At 46.6% G+C, this 22,159-nt stretch carries 21 protein-coding genes; 16 read left to right on the top strand and 5 right to left on the bottom strand.

The window, feature by feature from the left end; genetic code table 11:
- Window positions 1-56 precede the first annotated feature (56 nt).
- The 12 genes from rimO (at window position 57) to HPY27_RS01930 (ending at window position 13,832) form a co-directional block, all read left to right on the top strand.
- Window positions 57-1,403, top strand: coding sequence for a 30S ribosomal protein S12 methylthiotransferase RimO (gene rimO, locus HPY27_RS01985; RefSeq protein ID WP_017249263.1), 1,347 nt, complete (start codon window positions 57-59; stop codon window positions 1,401-1,403).
- On the top strand, window positions 1,404-1,979 hold the full coding sequence (gene pgsA / locus HPY27_RS01980; RefSeq protein ID WP_017249262.1) for a CDP-diacylglycerol--glycerol-3-phosphate 3-phosphatidyltransferase: 576 nt from the start codon (window positions 1,404-1,406) through the stop codon (window positions 1,977-1,979).
- Between the two features lie 107 nt (window positions 1,980-2,086).
- Window positions 2,087-3,331 carry a competence/damage-inducible protein A gene (locus HPY27_RS01975; RefSeq protein ID WP_026043139.1) on the top strand — a complete coding sequence of 415 codons (1,245 nt, stop codon included), beginning with the start codon at window positions 2,087-2,089 and terminating at the stop codon, window positions 3,329-3,331.
- Window positions 3,332-3,339: 8 nt separating this feature from the next.
- Window positions 3,340-4,929, top strand: a complete 1,590-nt coding sequence (locus HPY27_RS01970; protein ID WP_016743381.1) for a DEAD/DEAH box helicase — start codon at window positions 3,340-3,342, stop codon at window positions 4,927-4,929.
- 167 nt (window positions 4,930-5,096) lie between these two features.
- A complete protein-coding gene (gene recA / locus HPY27_RS01965; RefSeq protein ID WP_017249260.1) occupies window positions 5,097-6,155 on the top strand; it encodes a recombinase RecA in 1,059 nt (352 codons plus the stop codon).
- Window positions 6,156-6,224: 69 nt separating this feature from the next.
- On the top strand, window positions 6,225-6,866 hold the full coding sequence (locus HPY27_RS01960; RefSeq protein ID WP_174224279.1) for a RecX family transcriptional regulator: 642 nt from the start codon (window positions 6,225-6,227) through the stop codon (window positions 6,864-6,866).
- A 271-nt stretch (window positions 6,867-7,137) separates the two neighbouring features.
- A complete protein-coding gene (gene rny / locus HPY27_RS01955; RefSeq protein WP_017249258.1) occupies window positions 7,138-8,679 on the top strand; it encodes a ribonuclease Y in 1,542 nt (513 codons plus the stop codon).
- A gap of 121 nt (window positions 8,680-8,800) precedes the next feature.
- Window positions 8,801-9,595 carry a TIGR00282 family metallophosphoesterase gene (locus HPY27_RS01950; RefSeq protein WP_007719153.1) on the top strand — a complete coding sequence of 265 codons (795 nt, stop codon included), beginning with the start codon at window positions 8,801-8,803 and terminating at the stop codon, window positions 9,593-9,595.
- 118 nt (window positions 9,596-9,713) lie between these two features.
- Entirely contained in the window at window positions 9,714-9,974 is a 261-nt protein-coding gene (gene spoVS, locus HPY27_RS01945) for a stage V sporulation protein SpoVS (RefSeq protein WP_003385776.1), read from the top strand.
- Window positions 9,975-10,082: 108 nt separating this feature from the next.
- Window positions 10,083-11,021 carry a dipeptidase gene (locus HPY27_RS01940; RefSeq protein ID WP_174224278.1) on the top strand — a complete coding sequence of 313 codons (939 nt, stop codon included), beginning with the start codon at window positions 10,083-10,085 and terminating at the stop codon, window positions 11,019-11,021.
- A 194-nt stretch (window positions 11,022-11,215) separates the two neighbouring features.
- Window positions 11,216-12,994, top strand: a complete 1,779-nt coding sequence (locus tag HPY27_RS01935; protein WP_017249256.1) for a 2-oxoacid:acceptor oxidoreductase subunit alpha — start codon at window positions 11,216-11,218, stop codon at window positions 12,992-12,994.
- Window positions 12,966-13,832 carry a 2-oxoacid:ferredoxin oxidoreductase subunit beta gene (locus tag HPY27_RS01930; RefSeq protein WP_007719146.1) on the top strand — a complete coding sequence of 289 codons (867 nt, stop codon included), beginning with the start codon at window positions 12,966-12,968 and terminating at the stop codon, window positions 13,830-13,832. Before HPY27_RS01935 ends, HPY27_RS01930 begins: the two co-directional genes overlap by 29 nt.
- A 46-nt stretch (window positions 13,833-13,878) precedes the next feature.
- Here the strand turns inward: HPY27_RS01930 and HPY27_RS01925 are convergent, their stop codons facing one another.
- The gene (locus tag HPY27_RS01925) at window positions 13,879-14,913 is read right to left on the bottom strand and encodes a YkvI family membrane protein (protein WP_069849181.1); all 1,035 of its coding nucleotides are present in this window, start codon (window positions 14,911-14,913) and stop codon (window positions 13,879-13,881) included.
- A gap of 53 nt (window positions 14,914-14,966) precedes the next feature.
- On the opposite strand from HPY27_RS01925, the gene HPY27_RS01920 reads away from it, so the two are divergent.
- The 3 genes from HPY27_RS01920 to HPY27_RS01910 all read left to right on the top strand — a co-directional run bounded on the left by HPY27_RS01920 (window position 14,967) and on the right by HPY27_RS01910 (window position 17,577).
- Complete coding sequence (locus HPY27_RS01920; protein ID WP_174224277.1) at window positions 14,967-15,716, top strand: MBL fold metallo-hydrolase; 750 nt, start codon at window positions 14,967-14,969, stop codon at window positions 15,714-15,716.
- Between the two features lie 33 nt (window positions 15,717-15,749).
- Window positions 15,750-16,310, top strand: a complete 561-nt coding sequence (mnmM, locus tag HPY27_RS01915) for a tRNA 5-(aminomethyl)-2-thiouridylate-methyltransferase MnmM (RefSeq protein WP_017249253.1) — start codon at window positions 15,750-15,752, stop codon at window positions 16,308-16,310.
- Between the two features lie 166 nt (window positions 16,311-16,476).
- Window positions 16,477-17,577, top strand: coding sequence for a YheC/YheD family endospore coat-associated protein (locus HPY27_RS01910; RefSeq protein WP_173621987.1), 1,101 nt, complete (start codon window positions 16,477-16,479; stop codon window positions 17,575-17,577).
- Window positions 17,578-17,645: 68 nt separating this feature from the next.
- On the opposite strand, the gene cbpB is transcribed toward HPY27_RS01910, so the two are convergent.
- The 4 genes from cbpB to HPY27_RS01890 form a co-directional block, all read right to left on the bottom strand.
- Complete coding sequence (cbpB, locus tag HPY27_RS01905; protein ID WP_069849175.1) at window positions 17,646-18,116, bottom strand: cyclic-di-AMP-binding protein CbpB; 471 nt, start codon at window positions 18,114-18,116, stop codon at window positions 17,646-17,648.
- Window positions 18,117-18,381: 265 nt separating this feature from the next.
- The gene (locus HPY27_RS01900) at window positions 18,382-19,521 is read right to left on the bottom strand and encodes an acyltransferase (RefSeq protein ID WP_174224276.1); all 1,140 of its coding nucleotides are present in this window, start codon (window positions 19,519-19,521) and stop codon (window positions 18,382-18,384) included.
- 58 nt (window positions 19,522-19,579) lie between these two features.
- Window positions 19,580-20,422 carry a lipoate--protein ligase family protein gene (locus tag HPY27_RS01895; RefSeq protein WP_017249249.1) on the bottom strand — a complete coding sequence of 281 codons (843 nt, stop codon included), beginning with the start codon at window positions 20,420-20,422 and terminating at the stop codon, window positions 19,580-19,582.
- 166 nt (window positions 20,423-20,588) lie between these two features.
- A complete protein-coding gene (locus tag HPY27_RS01890) occupies window positions 20,589-21,836 on the bottom strand; it encodes an S-layer homology domain-containing protein (RefSeq protein WP_017249248.1) in 1,248 nt (415 codons plus the stop codon).
- Window positions 21,837-21,924: 88 nt separating this feature from the next.
- Between HPY27_RS01890 and HPY27_RS01885 the strand changes: the two genes are divergently transcribed.
- A complete protein-coding gene (locus HPY27_RS01885) occupies window positions 21,925-22,083 on the top strand; it encodes a hypothetical protein (protein WP_017249247.1) in 159 nt (52 codons plus the stop codon).
- Window positions 22,084-22,159: the final 76 nt, after the last annotated feature.

Raw genomic sequence — 22,159 nt, 5'->3', positions numbered from 1 at the left:
TATATTATACTGGATAGGTGTAATATGGGTTGGTGTGACCAATTGGAGGAAAAAAGATGACAGAGAAGGTAGGCACGCGTGAAAAAGTAGCGATTGTTACGCTGGGCTGTGAAAAGAATCTCGTTGATTCGGACATGATGGCCCATCTGATAGATGAAAAAGGTTATGAACTGGTTGATAACCCGGAAGAAGCAACTGTGGTCATCGTCAATACCTGCGGTTTCATCGATGCAGCCAAGGAAGAATCCGTCAATAAGATTCTGGAAATGGGTGAATTGAAGGAATCCGGCAAACTGAAATCGCTTGTGGTGGCAGGCTGTCTCACACAACGTTACAAAGAGGATATCTTGAATGAGATTCCTGAGGTGGACGGTATTGTCGGAACAGGCGATTTTATGTCGATTACAGGTATTATCGAAGAATCTCTAGAGGGCAAGCGACCGATTTTTGTAGGAAATCCCATTTTTACGTACGAAGATGTAGTGAAGCGGAAAGTAAAAGAAGGCACATACTCCGCATATATTAAAATTGCCGAGGGTTGTGACAACGCCTGTACGTTCTGCTCGATTCCTTTGATGCGTGGGGGATTCCGCAGTCGTACAATCGAGTCCATCGTAGAAGAAGCGCGTCATTTGGCTGCTCAAGGTATCGTAGAAGTGAGCCTGATCGCACAAGATTCTACGAACTACGGAACGGATATTTACGATGGAAAACTGATGCTTCCTGAACTTTTAAACCGCCTGGCAGAAGTCGAGGGCATCGAGTGGATTCGTCTTCACTACGCATATCCTGGATTTTTCACGGATGAATTGATCCACACCTTTGCTACCAATCCAAAAGTGTGCAAATACGTAGATATGCCTTTGCAGCACTCCGAAGACCATATTCTGAAAAGAATGCGTCGTCCGGGAAGACAGACGGACATTCGTGCGCTGGTAGCAAAAATTCGCGCACAGGTTCCAGATGTGGCACTGCGTACCTCTTTGATCGTAGGGTTCCCAGGGGAAACAGAGGAAGACTTCGAGCGCCTGAGCGAGTTTGTGAAGGATATTCGCTTTGATCGACTGGGTGTGTTTACTTACTCCAACGAGGATGACACTCCAGCTTCTCGTCTGCCTGACCACGTTGACGAAGAGCTTAAGGAAAAACGTGCGAACATGCTGATGGAAATTCAACGTGAAGTAGCCGGAGATCGCAACGGACGCTTTGTTGGTCAAGTCTTGGATATTTTGATTGAACGTTACGAAGGACGTAACGATATTTATGTAGGTCGAACACAGTATGACGCTCCGGAAATCGATGGTGAAGTATTCGTCACAGGTTTTAAAGGCGAACTGGGCACCATCGTAAAAGTAAAAATTACACACTCCTATGAATACGATTTAGCCGGGGAGGTAGTCTAGTTGAATCTCGCCAACCGCATCACACTCGCCAGGATCTTTCTGGTGCCGGTAGTTATGTTTTTTATGCTGGTGCGTTACAACATCGGGACATTTTCGATTGGCAGCCTGACGATGACGTATAACGAGCTGATTGCGGCTTTGGTGTTTATCCTAGCAGCCAGTACGGACGGACTCGACGGTTATATTGCACGGAAAAATAAAATCGTGACGAACTTGGGGAAGTTTTTGGATCCGCTTGCTGATAAGCTGTTGATTTCCGCAGCACTCATTTCACTTGTAGAGATGCAACGTCTGGAAGCGTGGATTGCGATTGTCATTATCAGCCGGGAGTTTGCGGTAACGGGTCTACGACTAGTTGCAGCGGCAGAAGGACAGGTAATTGCTGCGAGTGCATTGGGTAAACTGAAAACATGGGTGCAGATCGTAGCGATTACGGCTGTTATGATTCGCAACTTCCCATTTGAGTTCTTCGGCATTCCGTTCGACGAAGTAGCTACTTGGGCGATGGTGATCATCACGATTTACTCCGGGTACGACTACTTTGCGAAAAATCGTAACGTGATCCAATACTCGTAATGCGGGTATTGGTCTCTTTTTTCACAAGACTCTTCTCTTGAGCGTTTGCAAGTGATAAACTATTAGTTTAGAGGCTTTTCTACTCTCAAAGAGAATGGATGAGGAAGATGAGAGCGGAGATTATTGCGGTAGGTACCGAACTTTTGCTAGGCCAGATCGCTAACACCAACGCACAGTTTCTTTCTCAGAAGCTGGCGGAAATTGGCGTGGGAGTTTACTTTCATACGGTTGTGGGAGACAATACGGAGCGATTGCTACAAGTGATTCGATTGGCATCAGGGCGATCTGATCTCGTCATTTTCACGGGTGGGCTAGGGCCGACTCAAGATGATTTGACGAAAGAAACCTTGGCGGGGCATGTAGGCATTGGATTGGAAACGAATCCAGAGGCCATGGAGAGAATTGAAAAATTCTTTTTGCAACGTGGGATTGTCATGACGGAGAACAATCGTAAGCAGGCGCTGGTGCTTTCTGGCAGCCATGTATTCTCCAACGATTTCGGGATGGCGCCGGGGATGGCGATCCGTCATGACAGTAGTACGTTCGTGCTGTTGCCTGGACCACCAAGCGAGCTGTATCCAATGGTGGAGAATTACGTGATGCCTTACTTGAACGATTTGCTCCCAGAAAAACAAGTGTTTCATTCTCATGTACTCCGGTTCTACGGAATAGGCGAATCCGCCTTGGAGGAAAAACTGCTCGATCTGATCGAAAAGCAGGACAATCCAACGATCGCGCCATACGCCAAAGAATTCGAAGTAACGCTGCGGATTACGGCAAGAGCTGCTACAGTCGAAGAAGGGGAAGCCCTAATCTTACCTGTAGAAAAAGAAATTCTCAGCCGTGTTGGCCAGTATATGTACGGGATGGGTGAGAATTCGTCGCTGCATGATGTGCTGGTTTCTGAGCTAAAAAAGAGAAATGAGACGATTGCTTGTGCAGAAAGCTGCACAGGAGGAGCAATTGCCTCGTTGATTACCTCAGTGCCGGGAAGCTCGCAAGTGTTTCGTGGAGGGGTAGTCTGCTACACCAATGAAGTGAAAAATCAGCTGCTCGAAGTACCTGATTCCATTTTGCAAACAGATGGGGCAGTCAGTGAGAAAACAGCTCAATTGCTGGCTGAACATGTACGAGAAAAGCTGGGGGCTACTTACGGGATTTCTGTTACGGGAGTGGCTGGACCCGATCCTTCCGAGGGCAAGCCTGTTGGCCTTGTTTACGTAGGGATCGCGGCAGAAGGAATGCCTACAGTTGTAAAAGAGCTCCGCCTTGCCGGAAGAAGGCATGCAATCGTTGGGCGTGCCGCTAAATACGCGTTGTTTTATGCGCTGCAAATGCAAAAAGAAAGGTGATTTTTTTCATGACGATTTTTTCCGATTTTCCTTTACATAAATCTATTCTGCAAGCGATTCACGATATGGGCTTCGAGGAGCCATCACCGATTCAGGCAGCTTGCATTCCAAAAGTTCTGGATGGCGGAGACCTGATTGGTCAAGCACAGACAGGTACTGGTAAGACTGCTGCATTCGGGATTCCACTTGTAGAAAAGATTACGCCTGCCAATCGTGTACAAGCGATCGTGCTGACCCCAACTCGTGAGCTGGCTATCCAGGTTGCGGGAGAGCTCTTGCGCATCTCGAAATATAACAAAGTTCGTACGCTGCCAATCTATGGCGGACAATCGATCGGACATCAAATTCGTGCACTGCGCCAAGGTGTACAAATCGTTGTAGGTACTCCTGGCCGTGTTATGGACCACTTGCGCCGAAAAACATTGAAGCTGGATCACGTACATACACTCGTTTTGGATGAAGCGGATGAAATGCTGGACATGGGCTTCATCGAAGATATCGAGACGATCATCACACATATGCCGGAAGAGCGTCAAACCTTGCTGTTCTCTGCGACGATGCCGCCAGAAATCAAGCGTTTGGCTACCCGTTACATGAAACAACCGCAAACGATCGCGGTTAGCCGTGAAGAAGTAACGGCACCATTGATCGAACAGGTATACTACAAAGTGTTTGACCGTAACAAAGTAGAGAGCCTCTGCCGCATCTTGGACAGTGAGGATGTCGAGCTGGGTATCATTTTCTGCCGCACTAAGCGCGGCGTAGATGAGTTGTCTGAAGTGCTGCAATCCCGCGGATACCTTGCGGACGGATTGCATGGTGACTTGTCACAGGCACAACGTGACAAGGTCATGAATGCGTTCCGTGAGGGCTCGATTGAATTCTTGATCGCGACTGACGTAGCAGCACGCGGTATCGACGTAGGAAACGTCTCTCACGTAATCAACTACGATATTCCACAAGACTCTGAGAGCTACGTACACCGTATTGGCCGTACTGGTCGCGCAGGTCGCAAAGGAATTGCGATGACGCTGGTTACGCCGCGTGAAGTAAGACAAATGATGTTTATCCAAAAGCAGACAAAAGCACAAGTGCTCTCTCGCAATGTTCCTTCCCTGGAGGAAGTGGCTGAGCGCAAACAAGAGCAATTGCGTGAACAATTGACTAGCCTTTTGGAAAGCGATGCAATCGCGGATATGTATCAAAAAGTAGCGGATGCTCTCGTAGGTCAATACCCGGCTGAAAAAGTAGCAGCTGCTGCATTACACCTGGCATTCCATACCGAAGCGGGACAAGGGCAGGAAGTAGAAGCGTACAACTTTGGTGAGACAGGCGCAGCAAAAGGCATGGTTCGCTTCTTCCTGAACGTAGGCCGCAATGCGAACATGAAGCCACAGGATCTGGTACGCGAGATCTCTGAATCTGTGGGTATCCCAGGAAAATCAGTAGGTCGCATCGACATTTTCGAGAACTTCACATTTGTTGAGGTTCCAGAAGAGGTAGCTGCTTTCGTATATGAGTCACTGCGTCAAACACGTATCAACGGAAAACGAATCAATCTGGAGCCTGCAAAGCCTCGCGGAGCGAAGCGTTCCTAATTAGAGAGTATTACACAAAGCAGTCATTTCTCTGGGAACAACCAGGAAATGGCTGCTTTTTTACGATGCGAATATTTGTTCGTAAAAAATACTTGGCAAACACTTCTGTCTCGAGGTATGATGAAGACAAGCAAAAGAGATGCGAAAATTGAAAGGGTGTGTACCATTTGTCAGATCGTCGCGCAGCTTTGGAGAGTGCATTGCGTCAAATAGAAAAGCAATTCGGAAAAGGTTCCATTATGAAGTTGGGGGAAGTATCCAACATCCAGATTTCTACGGCTTCTAGCGGTGCACTTGCTCTAGATATTGCACTTGGTGTGGGTGGGTTCCCACGCGGACGGATTGTTGAGATTTACGGACCAGAGTCTTCTGGTAAAACAACAGTAGCGCTTCATGCCATCGCAGAAGTTCAAAGACAGGGTGGACAAGCTGCGTTTATCGATGCTGAGCATGCCTTGGATCCGGTTTACGCTGCGAAGCTGGGTGTGAACATCGATGAATTGCTGTTGTCCCAACCAGACACTGGTGAGCAAGCATTGGAGATCGCGGAAGCACTGGTGCGCTCTGGTGCGGTAGACATTATCGTAGTCGACTCCGTTGCGGCACTCGTACCAAAAGCAGAGATCGAAGGCGAGATGGGAGATTCCCACGTAGGTTTGCAAGCACGCTTGATGTCCCAAGCACTCCGCAAGCTGTCCGGCGCCATCAACAAGTCCAAAACGATTGCAATCTTCATCAACCAGCTTCGTGAAAAAGTGGGAGTTATGTTCGGTAACCCAGAAACAACTCCGGGTGGACGCGCTTTGAAGTTCTACGCGAGTGTTCGCTTGGACGTTCGTAAAGCGGAATCTATCAAAGTTGGCAACGACATTTTGGGAAGCAAGACGAAGATCAAAGTCGTCAAAAATAAAGTAGCACCACCATTCAAGGTTGCTGAAGTGGATATCATGTACGGCGAAGGTATTTCCAGAGAAGGTAGCATTCTCGACATCGGTTCCGAGATCGATGTGGTTCAAAAGAGTGGTGCATGGTACTCCTTCAATGAGGAGCGTCTCGGCCAAGGTAGAGAGAATTCGAAAGTCTTCCTGAAAGAAAATCCGCACATTGCATCACAGATTGAAACAAAGGTGCGCGAATACTTCAGCCTAAACCCTGGTTCTGTTCCAGAAGGTGAAGCAGTAAATGACCCAGAGCAAGATGAAGAGCCTACATTTGATCTGGAGTAATGAAGAGTAGAAGAGCAGCCTGTCGATGAGACAGGCTGTTATTTTAGCTTTGCGAAGGAGTGAATCATCATGAAGAGCGGCCTGATCACTGCCGTTCATCGAGATATCAAACAAAAGCAACGCTACCATATCGATGTCGAAGGCGAGTATGCCATTACCGTACACGAAGACATACTGGTAAAGTACAACCTATTTAAGGGAACAGAATTAGATGAAGCTTTTTGCCGAGAAGTCCTGATAGCAGAAGAAAAGCATAAAGCGTATTTAGGTGCATTGCGATATCTCGGTATACGCCCGCGAACAAGCAGTCAGCTGCATTCCTATTTGATAGAAAAGGGATTTTCGCCACAGATTGCAGAAGAGATATGCCAGCGCTGCAAGGATCACGGCTACATCGATGATGAAGCATTTGCGAAGCAATGGGTAGACGAGCGATTGCGCTTGAAGCCGAGGAGCCCGTATATGCTGCGTATGGAGCTTACCCATCGTGGAGTGGACAGAGCGATTGTAGAGGACGCAGTACGTGGCGTGTCTAGGCAGGCTGAACTAGATGCTGCTCGCGCATTGATAGAGAAGAAGGCGCGGCGTATAGAGGGTGCACCGAACCCCGATGAAGAGCGTAAGCTGCTATCTATGCTGATGCGCAAGGGATTCTCCCATGCGATCATTCAACAAATGCGTGAAGAATTGCGTCATAGAAGCGATAGTTAGGGCCAACTCTATTTGCATGATCTTGACAATTCTTGTTCACAAATAATAAAATAGGTTTGTATTTACTTGGTGTATCATAACTTTTGTGATTTGCTCACTCGTTGCCTATGAAACAACTGAAAAACCGTGCGAAAGCTGTACGGATTCAGCGGACCGAGTAAATCGGTCTTGTTTTTTAGCCGAATGTTCAAATGTGAGAGCACTCCATGGAAAACAAATGCTTGGAAAGCGGGGAGATGTCTTACAATAAGGAGGTGAAACGAAAAAGCCTATGGATCCTATACTTACTGTTGTCATTGTGCTCGTTGCCCTGCTGATCGGCTTGGGTGCAGGCTACTTCACTCGTAAATCGATTGCGGAAGCGAAGATCTCCAGTGCAGAAGAAGCTGCACGACAGATCGTGGAGGAAGCTAAACGGGACGCCGAAGCCGTTAAGAAGGAGAAGGTGCTGGAAGCAAAGGATGAAGTGTTCAAGCTTCGATCCGAAGCGGAAACCGAATTGCGTGAGAGACGCAATGAGATCCAGCGTCAGGAACGACGAATTCTACAAAAAGAAGAATCGTTGGACCGCAAGATGGAACAGTTGGAGCGCAAAGAAGAAGAATTGTCTGAGCGTGACCGTACCATCGCAGAACTGCAAAGCAAGGTAGAGCACTTATATAAAGAACAAGTATCAGAGCTAGAACGAATCTCCGGCTTGACGCAGGATGAGGCGAAGACGATCATTCTGACTGATGTGGAGAATACCGTCCGTCACGAAATGGCTGTGATGATCAAGGAGATTGAGACTCAGGCCAAGGAAGAAGCGGACAAGCGTGCTCGTGAGATCATTACGACCTCCATTCAACGTTGTGCAGCAGACCACGTAGCAGAAACAACCGTTTCTGTGGTTACGTTGCCAAATGATGAGATGAAGGGACGTATTATCGGACGCGAAGGACGTAACATTCGTGCCCTGGAAACGTTGACTGGTATCGATCTGATTATTGACGATACTCCAGAAGCAGTCATCCTGTCTGGCTTCGATCCGATTCGTCGGGAAATCGCCAAGACAGCGTTAGATAAACTGGTCGCAGACGGCCGCATTCACCCAGCTCGCATCGAGGAAATGGTGGAAAAAGCACGTCGCGAAGTAGACGAGCGAATCCGTGAATACGGTGAGCAAGCAACGTTTGAAACAGGCGTTCACGGCTTGCATCCAGATCTGATCAAGATTCTCGGACGCTTGCGTTATCGTACAAGCTACGGTCAAAACGTACTGAAGCACTCTATGGAAGTGGCACATCTCGCCGGTTTAATGGCGGCAGAACTGAAAGAAGATGTGAAGCTGGCCAAACGTGCAGGTTTGCTGCATGATATCGGAAAAGCAATTGACCATGAAGTAGAAGGTTCACACGTTGAAATCGGTGTTGAACTGGCTAAGAAGTACAATGAGCATCACGTAGTAGTGAACAGTATTGCGTCTCATCACGGTGATACCGAACCAACTTCCGTCATTGCTATGCTCGTGGGAGCTGCTGACGCTCTGTCTGCCGCACGCCCAGGTGCACGCCGTGAGACATTGGAAACATATATCAGACGTTTGGAGAAACTGGAAGAGATCTCTGAGTCGTTCGATGGCGTAGAAAAGTCTTATGCGATTCAAGCAGGACGCGAAATTCGCGTGATGGTTCAACCTGATAAGATTGACGATGCGGAAGCTACCCGTCTGGCACGGGATATCACGAAACGAATTGAAAATGAACTTGACTACCCAGGTCATATTAAAGTAACGGTTATCCGTGAAACACGGGCAGTTGAGTATGCAAAGTAAAGTGGCTGCGTGCCACTTTACTTTTTTTGTAGCGCAACGAAGGACACACCAAATGTTTGACGAAGTCAAGTTTTCTAATGAGCAGAGGAATTGTGTATACTAGCAATGAGGTGATTTGGTAATGAAGTTGTTATTCATTGGAGATATTATGGGCTCGCCTGGCAGAGAGATCGTGAAAACATATCTGCCGTTACTGAAACGAAAATACAACCCTACCTTTATCGTAGCGAATGGAGAGAACGCTGCGCATGGTCGTGGGATTACAGAGAAAATTACCAAGGAGCTTTTCGCGTGGGGCGTTCAAGCGATTACGCTCGGGAATCATACGTGGGACCAAAGAGAAATTTTCGATTTTATTGATGATGAGCCGCGGATGATTAGACCCGCGAACTTCCCAGAAGGGGCTCCTGGAAAAGGGATTACATATATCAAACAACATGAAGGGGAACTAGCCGTCATTAATTTGATGGGGCGTACGTTCTTGCCGCCGCTCGATTGTCCGTTCCAAATGGCTGACAAGCTAGTAGAGCAAGCTCGGAAGCGTACGAAGCTCATTTTTGTAGACTTTCATGCGGAAGCCACATCGGAAAAGCAAGCAATGTCATGGTATCTCGATGGGAAGGTAACGGCGGTCGTGGGGACACATACCCATGTGCAAACCGCTGATGAACGTATTTTGCCTCAAGGAACCGGATTTTTGTGTGATGTAGGAATGTGTGGACCGAGTAATGGCATTTTGGGGATGGAGCGAGAAGCTGTTATTAAGAAATTTTTGACACAGCTCCCAGTTCGCTTTGAGGTAGCGCCAGATCCAGCGCAGTTGAATGCGGTGCTGATTACTCTAGATAAAACGACTGGGCATGCGAAAAAAATGGAACGAATCAGAATTGACTCTGACCATCCGTTTATGGAATAATGAGAATAAGATTAGAATTTTTTGAATCTTTCAAGCGAGTTAGCAGGAATTTTTAGGGGTTATGCGAATATCATTCTAATGATGACAGGATTCCTATCAGACGGGAGGTTCAAAAAGGATGGAAGTATTAAAAGTTTCAGCAAAGTCTAACCCCAATTCCGTTGCTGGTGCCCTTGCCGGAGTTCTTCGTGAACGAGGAGCCGCTGAGATCCAAGCCATTGGTGCTGGGGCGCTTAATCAAGCTGTGAAGGCAGTAGCAATCGCACGAGGGTTCGTAGCGCCGAGTGGAGTTGACCTCATTTGTATTCCAGCCTTTACCGACATCGTGATTGATGGAGAAGAACGAACTGCAATCAAATTAATCGTAGAACCCAGATGATACAACTGCAAATGCTTCACCTGCCTGTTTGTTCGAAGAATGAACAGGTTTTTTCGTTTTTCCAGAAGTATGACCTCCGAAGTGATCGAAGAGAAGGAGCGTTTCCATATGAAAATCTTTGATGCGCATAGCGATGTATTATGCAAGCTATGGCAGAACCCCGAGCTGGACTTTTATAAAGAAGACAAGCTCTTGCAAGCTGGTTTTACCGCTCTTGAAAAAGGGAATGTAGACATACAAGTGCTTGCCTGTTTCGTCCCTTCTCAAGTGCCGTTTGGACGTCGCTTTCATTCTGTACTAGAAATGATCGATATTTTTTATCAAAAGGTGGCCAGTTATAAATTCCGGCCGATTTTCACAAAGGCAGATTTGGCTGAATGCGTATTAAAGGGACAGAAAGGGGCTATTCTGTTTGTAGAAGGCGCGCATGCATTAGAAGAGAGTCTGGTTCAGCTACGTACGTGGTTCCGGCTTGGTGTACGAGGAATGACGCTGACCTGGAATCATGGCAATGCCCTAGCAAGTGGAAATGGAGAGCCGAATCCAGGTGGACTTACTTCATTTGGACGAGAAGTCATAGAAGAAATGAATCGGCTGGGGATGATCATTGATGTTTCGCATTTGGCCGACCCAGGATTCTGGGATGTACTAGAATGCTCGAAAGCACCAGTGATCGCTTCGCATTCGAACGTGAGAAGCATATGCAATCACTCTCGCAATTTGACGGATGAGCAAATTCGAGCGTTAATCGCCAAAGATGGCGTGATTGGCTTGACGTTTGTAGACTTCTTTACCGTGCCGGACAAGCGCACGGCTTGGATCGATGACTTGCTGCGCCACTTGGATCACATCTGCGCGTTGGGTGGCGTAAACCACGTAGGTTTTGGCTCCGATTTCGATGGTATTACCGAGACGTTTGGGGACATGGCATCCGCGGCAGATTACTCCCAGTTACTAGAAGCTTTGTTAAAACGATATAAAGAGGCGGAAGTATTGAAATTTGTGCAAGGAAATTGGTTGCGTGTTTTCGGAAACGTGCTACAATAAAGCATGAGGATATTAATGTACCAAGTTCAACATTAAAATTCAGGTCAAAAGTAAGTTGAGTAAAAGCACTTGCAATTTGACATGGACAGGACTACAATTGTTACTGTCTATGCACAGAAATGTCACATCTTATCAGTCTTTTCAAGGTGTGATAGGGCAGCTTTTCTCACAGTCACTGAAAGGGTGGAATCTGAATGATTAGTCAACTTTCCTGGAAAGTTGGAGGACAGCAAGGGGAGGGCATCGAGAGTACTGGTGAGATTTTCTCGATGGCAATGAACCGGATGGGGTACCATCTGTATAGCTACCGTCACTTCTCTTCCCGTATTAAGGGTGGACACACGAACAATAAAATTCGCGTGAGCACAACGCCAATGCGTGCGATCTCTGACGATCTGGACATTCTCGTAGCGTTTGACCAAGAGACGATCGATTTCAATGCGCATGAGTTGCGTGAAGGCGGTATCATTATCGCGGACGCGAAATTTAATCCAAAGTTGCCGGACGGCTTGAAGCCAGTTCGCTTCTTCACTGTACCACTGACTGAGATCGCTGATGAGCTGGGAACTTCCCTGATGAAAAACATGGTGTCGATTGGTGCATCCAGTGCCATCCTCGGCATTTCAGTGGAAAGCTTCCGTCCCATTGTTGAAGATATGTTCCTCCGCAAGGGCGAAAAAGTGGTTGAAAAGAACATGGATGCCATTCGCCGCGGTTTTGATTTTGTAAATGAATTGACTGGTGGTCAACTGCCTGAGTTCCAAATGGAAAAGGCTGATCCACAAAAACAACTGTTCCTCATCGGTAACGATGCGATCGCTCTGGGTGCTGTAGCAGCAGGCTGCCGTTTCATGCCAGCTTATCCGATCACACCTGCTTCCGAGGTAATGGAATACTTGATTAAAAAGCTGCCTAAATTGGGCGGTACTGTTATCCAAACAGAAGACGAGATTGCTGCAATTACGATGGCAATCGGTGCTAACTTCGCGGGTGCTCGTTCCTTGACTGCTTCTGCAGGTCCTGGTCTGTCCCTGATGATGGAAGCAATTGGTCTGGCTGGTATCACGGAACAACCAGTTGTAATCGTGAACACACAGCGTGGTGGCCCATCTACTGGTATGCCTACCAAAATCGAGCAATCCGATGTGAATGCTATGATCTACGGTACGCATGGTGACATTCCAAAAGTAGTGATCGCGCCAAGCACAGTAGAAGAGTGCTTCTACGATGCAGTTGAAGCGTTTAACATTGCGGAAGAATACCAACTGCCTGTTATCCTGATGACAGACTTGACGCTGTCCTTGGGTAAACAAACCGTTGTTCCATTTGACTACAGCAAAGTAGAAATCCGCCGCGGAAAACTGCTTGCTGGACAAGAATTGCCAGAAAAAGAGCAAAACGACCTGTTCAAACGTTATGAAGTAACAGAAGACGGCGTTTCTCCTCGTGTTATTCCTGGTCAAAAATACGGTCTGCACCACGTAACTGGTGTTGAGCATGATCAAACTGGTCGTCCATCTGAGAATGCTGCAAACCGTATTCAACAAATGGATAAACGTATGCGCAAAATGGAAGGCGTCCTGAAAAGCTTCAAAGGCGCTGTAACAGCAGATGCTCCTCACGCTGATGCGGATGTTCTGGTTGTGGGTATCAACTCCACAATTGGTACTATTCAAGAAGCAAAAGGCCGTCTGGAACAAGAGGGAATGAAAGTAAACCATGCACAAATCCGTTTGCTGCATCCGTTCCCAACTGAAGAAATCAAAGCACTCGTAGATAAAGCGAAGAAAGTTGTTGTTGTTGAGCACAACGCTCAAGCGCAAGTAACAAGCTTGCTCAAACAACACGTTGGAAACGCTGAAAAAATCGAATCCGTGCTTAAATATGACGGTAACCCATTCCTGCCGAAGGAAATCTATGCTGAAGTAAAGGAGCTGGTAAAAAATGGCGACTATGAAAGAGTTTCGAAATAACGTAAAGCCAAACTGGTGCCCAGGCTGTGGAGACTTCTCCATCCAAGCGGCTATTCAACGCGCTGCAGCGAACGTAGGTCTGGAACCTGAAAATCTGGCGGTTGTTTCCGGTATCGGTTGCTCTGGTCGTATTTCCGGCTACATCAACTGTTATGGTTTCCACGGTATTCACGGACGTTCCCTGCCAATCGCACAAGGTGTGAAAATGGCGAACCGCGAGCTGACAGTTATCGCAGCAGGTGGTGACGGGGATGGTTTCGCGATCGGTATGGGCCATACTGTACATGCTATCCGTCGTAATATGAACGTTACGTACATCGTAATGGATAACCAAATCTACGGTCTGACAAAAGGTCAAACCTCCCCGCGTTCCGCGACTGGTTTCGTGACCAAGTCTACACCGGCAGGTTCCATCGAGTCCTCGATTTCTCCAGTTGAACTGGCGCTGTCTGTAGGTGCGACATTCGTTGCTCAATCCTTCTCCAGCGATCTGAAGGGCTTGACTGAACTGATTGAAAAAGGTATCCAACACGAAGGCTTCTCCTTGATCAACGTATTCAGCCCTTGTGTAACCTACAACAAGGTAAACACATACGACTGGTTCAAAGAGAACATCGTACCAGTAGACACGCTCGAAGGATACGATCCACATGACCGTATCAAAGCAATGTCTACCTCTATGCAACACAAAGGCCTGATTACAGGTCTGATCTACCAAAACACTGAGCAAAAACCTTACGAAGCTCTTGTAAATGGCTTCAAAGAAGAAGGTTTGGTGAACCAAGACATTCGCTTGTCTGAAGAAGACTTCGAAAAATTGGTTAAAGAATTTGCTTAAGTTTGATAGAGTGAAAAACCTCTCCTTAACGGGAGAGGTTTTTTTGTTACATGCGTTCGCGCCACTGCCTGTACACGAGCATGACAAGGAAAAAGACAACCAATTGACCAAAGAGTGGATACAGGAAGCGGAGAAGCGAGCTGAACCCGATAAAACTGATCAAATAGCAAATCAGCAAAATCCCGAGTAAAATAGTCGGCCCTCGAAGTGGGGTAACTTGTCTAATCTGTTGGGCTAGACCAAAAACGTTGGCCACAAGAGTCGAGAAAATTTCGGCATACACCAATAGGGAGAATAAAAAAGGAATGGTTGGCCCCAAGCCTTGCAGCACAGCAATCATAGGCATTTCCGCGTGATGGATTCCCGGCATTTTTACAGAGAGAGAAGCATAGGCGAGCAAGAGCAGAAGGCCTATTCCCAATCCTCCTATGATTCCCCCCAGGATGAGAGGCTTCTCGCTTGTACTCTGTCTACCCATCGGAATCAAAACCGCTTGTGTAAGCGTGACATTTAAGGCAACATAATAAAAGGGAGAACTAAGCCACGCCCAAGGCCGTAACGATTCAACGACGACATTCGTATCTAACCATGGCTTCGTATAAAGGAAGACAAGTACAGTAAAGCCAATGAGCATCGGAACAAAAATGCTGTTCACGTGATGGATGGCAAACAGCCCTTTTTTCGTCACGAAAAAAATCAAAATCATGCTAAACCAAATGCCGATTTGGGGAGATAATCGAAATGACTCCCAAAAAATCGCGCCGGTAGCAGCGAGCATGACGGAGGTAGTGCCTAGCAATACGGTTAAGAGCAAGGTATTAAATACAGTGCCAAACGGATGCCCAAACAAATAGGTGCTGACTTCTTGATAGGAATCGGCCTGAATCCGATAGGCAATCAGCATGACGCGGATGCCTGCCCAAATAAACAGCGTCGTCGCCAGAATGATGCCAACTAAGCCTTGTGTTCCATATTGAACAAAGAACTCTACAATTTCCTTGCCTGAGGCAAAACCAGCTCCTACGACTGTCCCAATATACGTAAAAGCGATCTGCCATGCGGCTCTCCATGTTCCTTGCATCTCAGACCTCCTGTCCCACCTTATTCCATCCTATGAGAGGGAGTGAACCGAATATGCGCGTTACCGTGTTAGGCTATCAATCTCCTTATCCTGGCCCAGGGGGTGCTACTCCGGGTTACCTAATTGAAACAGACCGTGTCAAAATTCTTCTCGACTGCGGGAGCGGTGTTCTTGCTCAGTTAGGCAAGCATTTGCCCATTTATGAGCTGGATGCCATGCTCTTATCTCACTATCATCATGATCATGTTGCGGATGTAGGAGTGATGCAGTACGGTTTAATGGTTCATCAGCTATTTGGCCAAATACCTGCTGACAAGCCGCTTCCGATCTACGCTCCTGCGCTGCCATTGGCCAATGCTCAGACATTGGTGTATCGAGATGCGACCACATTTACACCAATCACCGAAGAAACGTCTGTTACCATTGGGGACGTCTCGATTACTTTTTTACGGACAGACCATGGTGATGGAGATCCATGCTACGCCATGCGTTTAGAAGCAAATGGTCATGTCCTCGTATACGGAGCTGACAGTGGACCAGCTACAGCCTGGGAGGGCTTTGCGAATCAAGCGGATTTGTTTATTTGCGAGGGGACCTATCTGGATTACAATTTACCAGCCAAGCAAAATGGGCATCTGTCTGTTCGCCAAGCGGCAGAACTGGCACAATCCTTATTCTGCCGTTCTTTATTAGTTACGCATTTGTTTTACGGCTATGATGAGTCTAAAGTAATCGCGGAGGCCAATGCCTTTGTTGCAGGTCCAGTTTATGCGGCGCGCATCGGCCTGCAAATCGATTTATAACAAGGTTTGTGTACATAGAGAGGAGAGTTGACTGTGTTTCCAAATGTATTAGAAGTTGCACGTAAATTAATCCGTGAACGGGTACAAGTAGGAGAAACTGTTGTAGACGCCACGATGGGGAATGGAAATGACACTTTATTTCTTGCGCAATTGGTGCAAGAAGAGGGGAAAGTAATCGCCTTCGATATCCAGCCGCAGGCAATCGAGAAAACGCGAGAGAGACTCGAAAGAGAAGGTCTGGCGAACAGGGTAGAAATGATGCTCGCCAGTCATGAGGAAATTGACAAGCTGGAGATTAGTGCCGCGGCGATCATGTTTAATCTAGGCTATTTACCGGGTGGAGACAAAGAAATCACAACACAAGCGAGTAGTACCATTCAGGCGATTCAATCAGGGTTGAGGGTGCTCAGACCAGGCGGAATCATGACAGTCATGATTTATTGGGGGCATTCGGCGGGAGAGACGGAAAAAGAGGCAGTAGAAGCATTTTGCCACGAGCTAAGCCAATTGGATTATTTGGTTTTAAAATATCAATATATCAATCAGCAAAACCAAGCCCCATTTTTACTGGCTATCGAACGCCGGGGACAATAAAAAGAACGAAATGCGATCCTTTCCCGGGCAAGCGCAGCATCCGACATCATTCCTATGAGAAAGCAAGTATTTTGTCAGTTCGCGAAAGAGGTGTACAAAAATAGGCACGCTCTTGCCCTTTCTGGCACATACCCTATGTGAGAGCAATGTGGCAAGGGGGATCTACGTGGACAGAATCGGGATAATGTTGGATTGGGCCCTTATGGAGAAAGGTATTCAAGGCCTCAAGTCATATGAGCGTCTGCCTTATTATGTCGAAATCGGAAGAGAGCTTGGATTGGAGCCTGTTTTTTTTCATCCGCGGCATGTGAAGCCAGGAGATGAAAGGGTCAAGGGATATTTTTGGAACGGAAATCGACTCGTCTCCCAACTGGTTTCAGTCCCGCGCGTCATCCACAATCGTGTGTTGACAGGGGATACAAAAGCACGAAATGTAATTCGAAGATTGAGCCAAAAGAAGACGGTGTTCAATGGCTTGGTTGTACGGGATAAGAGAAGAGTACACCAGATGCTCTGGAAAAACGAACACATCCGCAGCTATCTGCCACATACCGTTCCTTATTCCATGGAGCAGTTGCGTCAGTTCTTGGATAAGTACCAGGTGGTGTACGTCAAGCCTTCGATTGGATCAGTCGGAATTGGGGTAGCACGTATTGAACGGCATGGAGGCAATTATCACTTCATTGCCTCGAAAAAGCGGCAGATTTTATCTCATTCGCAGATACTCTCCACGGTGCGACGTTGGGTCGGTAACAAAAGATTTTTGATCCAGCGAGGAATTCCTTTGGCGCGCTATGCAGGAAAAACGTTTGATATTCGTGTTTCGGTGCAGAAAAATAAAGAGAAACAGTGGACTGTGAGCGGGATGGTTGCCAAGGTCGCCAATCAGAAAAACAAGCTGAGCAATCTCTCTCGAGGTGGAACAGCAGTGCCGTTTTCGGAAGCTTTGGTACCCATCTTTCCTGAAGTGAAACAACAACAAGCGGTCATCGAAAGAGTTGGTATAGCGGCGGTGGAAATTGCGAAGCAGTATGGTCGGCATTTTTCATCATTAGCAGATTTGGGGATGGATATGGGAATTGACGAGCGAGGCAATCCGTATTTAATTGAAGTCAATGTGCGTGATCAGCGCTATTCTTTTTTCAAGGCAGGAGAGAAGGCGATGTTTAAACAAACGTACCGTCATCCACTGGAATATGCGCAGACATTACTCGCTGAAAAAAAGAACCGGAAGCATCAGCTTCTATCGCCAAGCTATTTACTCTAAAGAAGTAACGCAGAAGAATGTGAAAAAGACGGTGGCATTTATTGCCCCGTCTTTTTGTATGCCGTGACCTACGATTCTGCTGGCTGTTGTTGGTCAGCCAAAGGAAAGGGCAGATTGCGAAAGTGACGATATACCAAAGCCAATATCGATTTTCGAGTCAAGATTCCTTGGAAATAGTGCTCGTCGTCTTCAATGCAGACGAAAGGGTGATTAATGGAAACTTCCAATGCTTTCAAAAATTCATCGGTGTCACGCAATCGAGGGACCTTCGTATCCATCACATCATCTACAATATGTTCGGACATACGCTCGGTCTCGAAGCGTTCCAAACCTAGAGTCTTATTCATGATCATATTCGTGCTGATTAACCCATGCAAACGATACTGATGATCCAGTACAGGAACGGCTGAATAGCCGGACTTGATTAGGACTAGCAGGGTGTGCTCAAGCGAATTACCTAACTGCACATGTGCGACCTTTGTGGACGCGATTATGAGATCTTTGATCGGAATATGTAACAAAGGGATCTCTTGATTCATTCAGATCCACCACCTTTTCTTTCTGTCGTCTATAGCAGTAAGCACTGCTTGTGGTCCTCTTCTATGATACCGTAAGCGAGGTACAAACGGTAGGGCTACATTTAGAAAACTTGGCGTCACCAAGCCTTTGGCGGGGCATTGACGAAAAAAAGCCCGGCAGTTACGCCAGGCAAGTAATCGAGGTGTGGAACAATCGTCCCTCGTACTAGTATGGGAGATCATATTGTTTTTTACATTAGGAGTTTAGAGGAAACCAGTGTATCCTTTACGCTTTATACGTTTGATTTTTGAAAATCGGTTTTGCTTCCATACGTTTTCTTCGATTGAACCAAAAGGACATCGTCGTCAATTCGAAAAGGAAAATGCACAGTGGCGGCGTAATTACGAACATGCCGAGAACCAATGACGGAGTCGACCAGCCTAGTCGATGAATGACGTAGCTCTGCAGTAAGAACAAGATTAACGGATGAACCAAATAGATAGCCATATTTTGTTTGGCCAACCGGGTAAGCCATGGACCGAGTTTAGGCAGTTTGCCGAGATAACTGGATGCAGGGTAAAAGCTGATGATCACACAGAGTGTGTACACCAAGTAAAGCGGTTCGAAAATATTCATGCTCTCGTAATAGCTTTTGGAGCCGGAAAGATAGCCGTACGCCATCCAAACAGCTGCACTTGCCATCACAACGATAGAAGGTATTTGAAGGCGTTTCACCCACGTCCGCCATTTATCCACATTCATTCCGGCATAAGCGCCGAGTGCAAAAGTAAATACGTACATGAAAACATAATGTTGCCCGTAAACATAACTGTGCTGGATGAGGGACAGGAATGGGTTTGAAGCCCAATCGATGGCCCATAACGGCTGAATGAACAAATAGCGGTAGAGAACGTACAGACCAGCCTGTCCAACAAATAGCGCGATGATCCAGCGGAAGTTCAAGTGCCGTTCCATCCACGGTTTGATCAGGCAAAACAACAAGCAAAGCTGCAAGTAAAGCGGAATGTAATACAGGTGGTAGAACGAACTGCCATTAAACAGACTTTCGAAAAACGGTCCAACCAGCACGGCCGGGTCAAAAGTTTGGTGTTTAAAATAGGTGAAGATGGCCGTCCAAATTACATAAGGCAAAATAACCGCGCGCCAGCGTTTCTTCCAGAAAGCACGCCAATCCAATTGTCGGTGCTGATACCAGTAAAACAACAACATGCCAGTTGCAAATATAAACAAAGAACGACCGAATTTTAACAAGATGATTAGAACGGCTTGTAAATCACTATTCCACGGATACGTCTTCTCATTTGAGAGAAAAAAACTGAGGATGTGAATCATCAAGACAGTAAGAGCCCCAAAAACAAAAAGGGCATTCAGATCCTGAAACGTCCCCTTTCGATTGCTATTCATAATTCCTCCAGAATTTTTCCGGCAGCACCTGGAGTATCAAAAGCAAATATAATGCCCGTTATTCGGGTAAGTGCCAGTCAGGTGCGGCCAGTTCTTTTGCGGTATAAGAAAATAAGTGTAATCGTTGCGACAAATGATGCCTCGACTCTGTCACTAACTCATTTTGCACATAAAAGGGGGTAGGTGATACAGCCCACTCAGAACGGATTGTCTCCAATAGACGTGCTTTTACATCATCCATAGTGGCCAATTTTCCAGTCAAACTCGCAATGCTGCCAACGGTAGAAGCATCAATGGAAGGAATTGGCTTATGACTTTGCATTTCATCTAAGCCGGCAAGACGGTAAAAGTGCTCCATCCATTCCCCTCGTGGCCGATCGTCGACGTTAATGCATAACTGCAAAATAGAGCCGTGTCGCGTGCGTCTTTGTGCCATACCTCCGATTTTTTTACCATGAATGGAAAAATCGTATTCGCCTGCACAGTAGGAACCCGTGACTTCTCCAAATTCCAGCTTCCCATAATCGCGCAGGCCCACGTCAAGAAGCTGGGCAACAAATGAGAAGAAGGAGTCAATGGAAATCGAAGTGTCAGGCAATAAACAAGCCATATTGAGAACGCCAGCATCAAGCGGAACACAAGCTCCACCAGACGAGCGAAGAACACAACCAAAGCCATCTTGACCGAACTTACGCAAGGCTTGCTGGAGATGAGGAAGCTTGGCGTCTCTACGGCCGAGATACAGCGCCTGATCGTACACCCACAGATGAATCACAGGGGTTGCAGATTCAAATTGCATACTGGCTGCCAACGCTTCATCACGGATTAAAGGCTCAAGTGGACTATCCTGGTAGGTACCGGAGTCCATCCAGCGAAACGGTTGATTAACAGAAAACGACATAGGAAGGCTCCTTCACAGGACAAGAATAGCTACCATTATAACATCTGAAATGCGTTTATTTCTACGTTTTCGCTATCTTTTTTCCATTTGGTAGAACATGCATGTCAAGGAGAGTGAAAAAATACCCGACAGGCCAAGATAGCTTGTCGGGTCAAAATACGGTTCTTTATTTAGTCTCCTTGAAGGAGAAATTGTCCAGATAGGTCGTTTTGCGAGGCGCGTTTTCAATTGCCTCTTCTTGCAGGTACAGACCGAGCTTTGTGCCTTCTTGTTTCACATACTGCTGACCGAACAAGTATTGATCGTTCAGGTAAATGGAAACGGTGTTCTCGTTAACTTCTACTTTTAAGCGATTGCTGGATTTCAGCTTGTAGGAGCTAGAAGTAATGATGTCAATATCGTCTTCTTCGACATCATTCACTTTCCCTAAAACAACGCGATCTTTTTGGACGAATACAACATTGGCTTTTCCGTCTTTACCGTTGAAGTAAAGGCCTCCTAAACCTTCACTGCCTACGACATTGACATCGACGCTCAATTCGTATTTCTTAACTTTGTCAGACTCATTCCAATTCAGTGGCAGGAAGTAGTGATCCAGATCATCGTCATCGGATTCCGCTGTCACTTGTTTGCTAGCGACCTCCCATTTTCCTGTCGCTTTGTCTGTATTCCAGTTTTTCAATTTGGAATCAGAGAAGGAATCGCTGATATTGATTCGTTCTGGTTCTGGCTGAGGCTGCGGTTGACCAGGGGTAGGGAATACAATTTTGATCTCATCATCATCGTCACGATCCAAAATAGCACGATAGAGCAGAGAAGCAGCTTCCGCACGAGTAATCGGATCTTGTGGACGGAAATTGCCATTGTATCCTTTCATCAGATCAGTTTGGATCGCAATCGCAATATACGGACGCAGAGCTGACGAAATATCATCGTAATCACGGAACTTTTTCAATTGATTCAGGTCGGCTTTGTACTTTTGATCATAGCCCAACAGGCGTACCAATGCGACAGCAATGTCTTCACGTACTGCAGCTTGATCTGGCTTATACGTGTAGGTGGAACCGGATTTGTAACCAGTCAAGTAAGGCTTGGCGTATTCCACATACAGAAATGCCCAATGATGACGCGGAACATCCTTAAAGGTTTGGTCGACGTAGCGTTTGTTTATATCTACATCTGCTGCTGCGATCATAATTTTGGCAAATTCGGCGCGGGTCACTTCATTGTTCGGTCTAAACGTCCCATTGTCGTATCCTTTGATGATCCCTTTTGCCGCCATCTCCGTAATTTCCTTGTATGCCCAATGGCTACGTGGAACGTCTGAGAACGAAGGAGTGGAAGCGGCACCGACGACTGGGATAATCGTTAAGAACATCAACACCGACAAAAATACGGCTAGTGCTCTTTTCATGTTAACCTCCTCAAAATGGCAATGTAGTTTTTGTTGACTGCTATTCAGACGGCGAGTGGGCTTGTATTGTTGCAGGAGAAAAAATATTATGGTGAAAATAGGAAAAAAGACGGAGTTCCAAATGGTAAGGGCATGCTTGTTTGATTTGGATGGAACGCTTTTGGAGCGGGCAGGGGTTAACAAACCAGGAATACCCAGAGATGATCGGCACGGTCTCTCGCCGTTTCGTACATTTTTTGCCTCATAATGGTTATTAAGCATTAGCTTTTGTATCACCCAAAATGATATAATTCTTTATTGGTTACTTATGTAGATGATTTTAG

Origin of the sequence: Brevibacillus sp. HB1.1, from assembly GCF_013332445.1 — a bacterium.
GTDB lineage: Bacteria > Bacillota > Bacilli > Brevibacillales > Brevibacillaceae > Brevibacillus > Brevibacillus porteri.
This window is presented reverse-complemented; position numbering and strand designations above follow the sequence as displayed.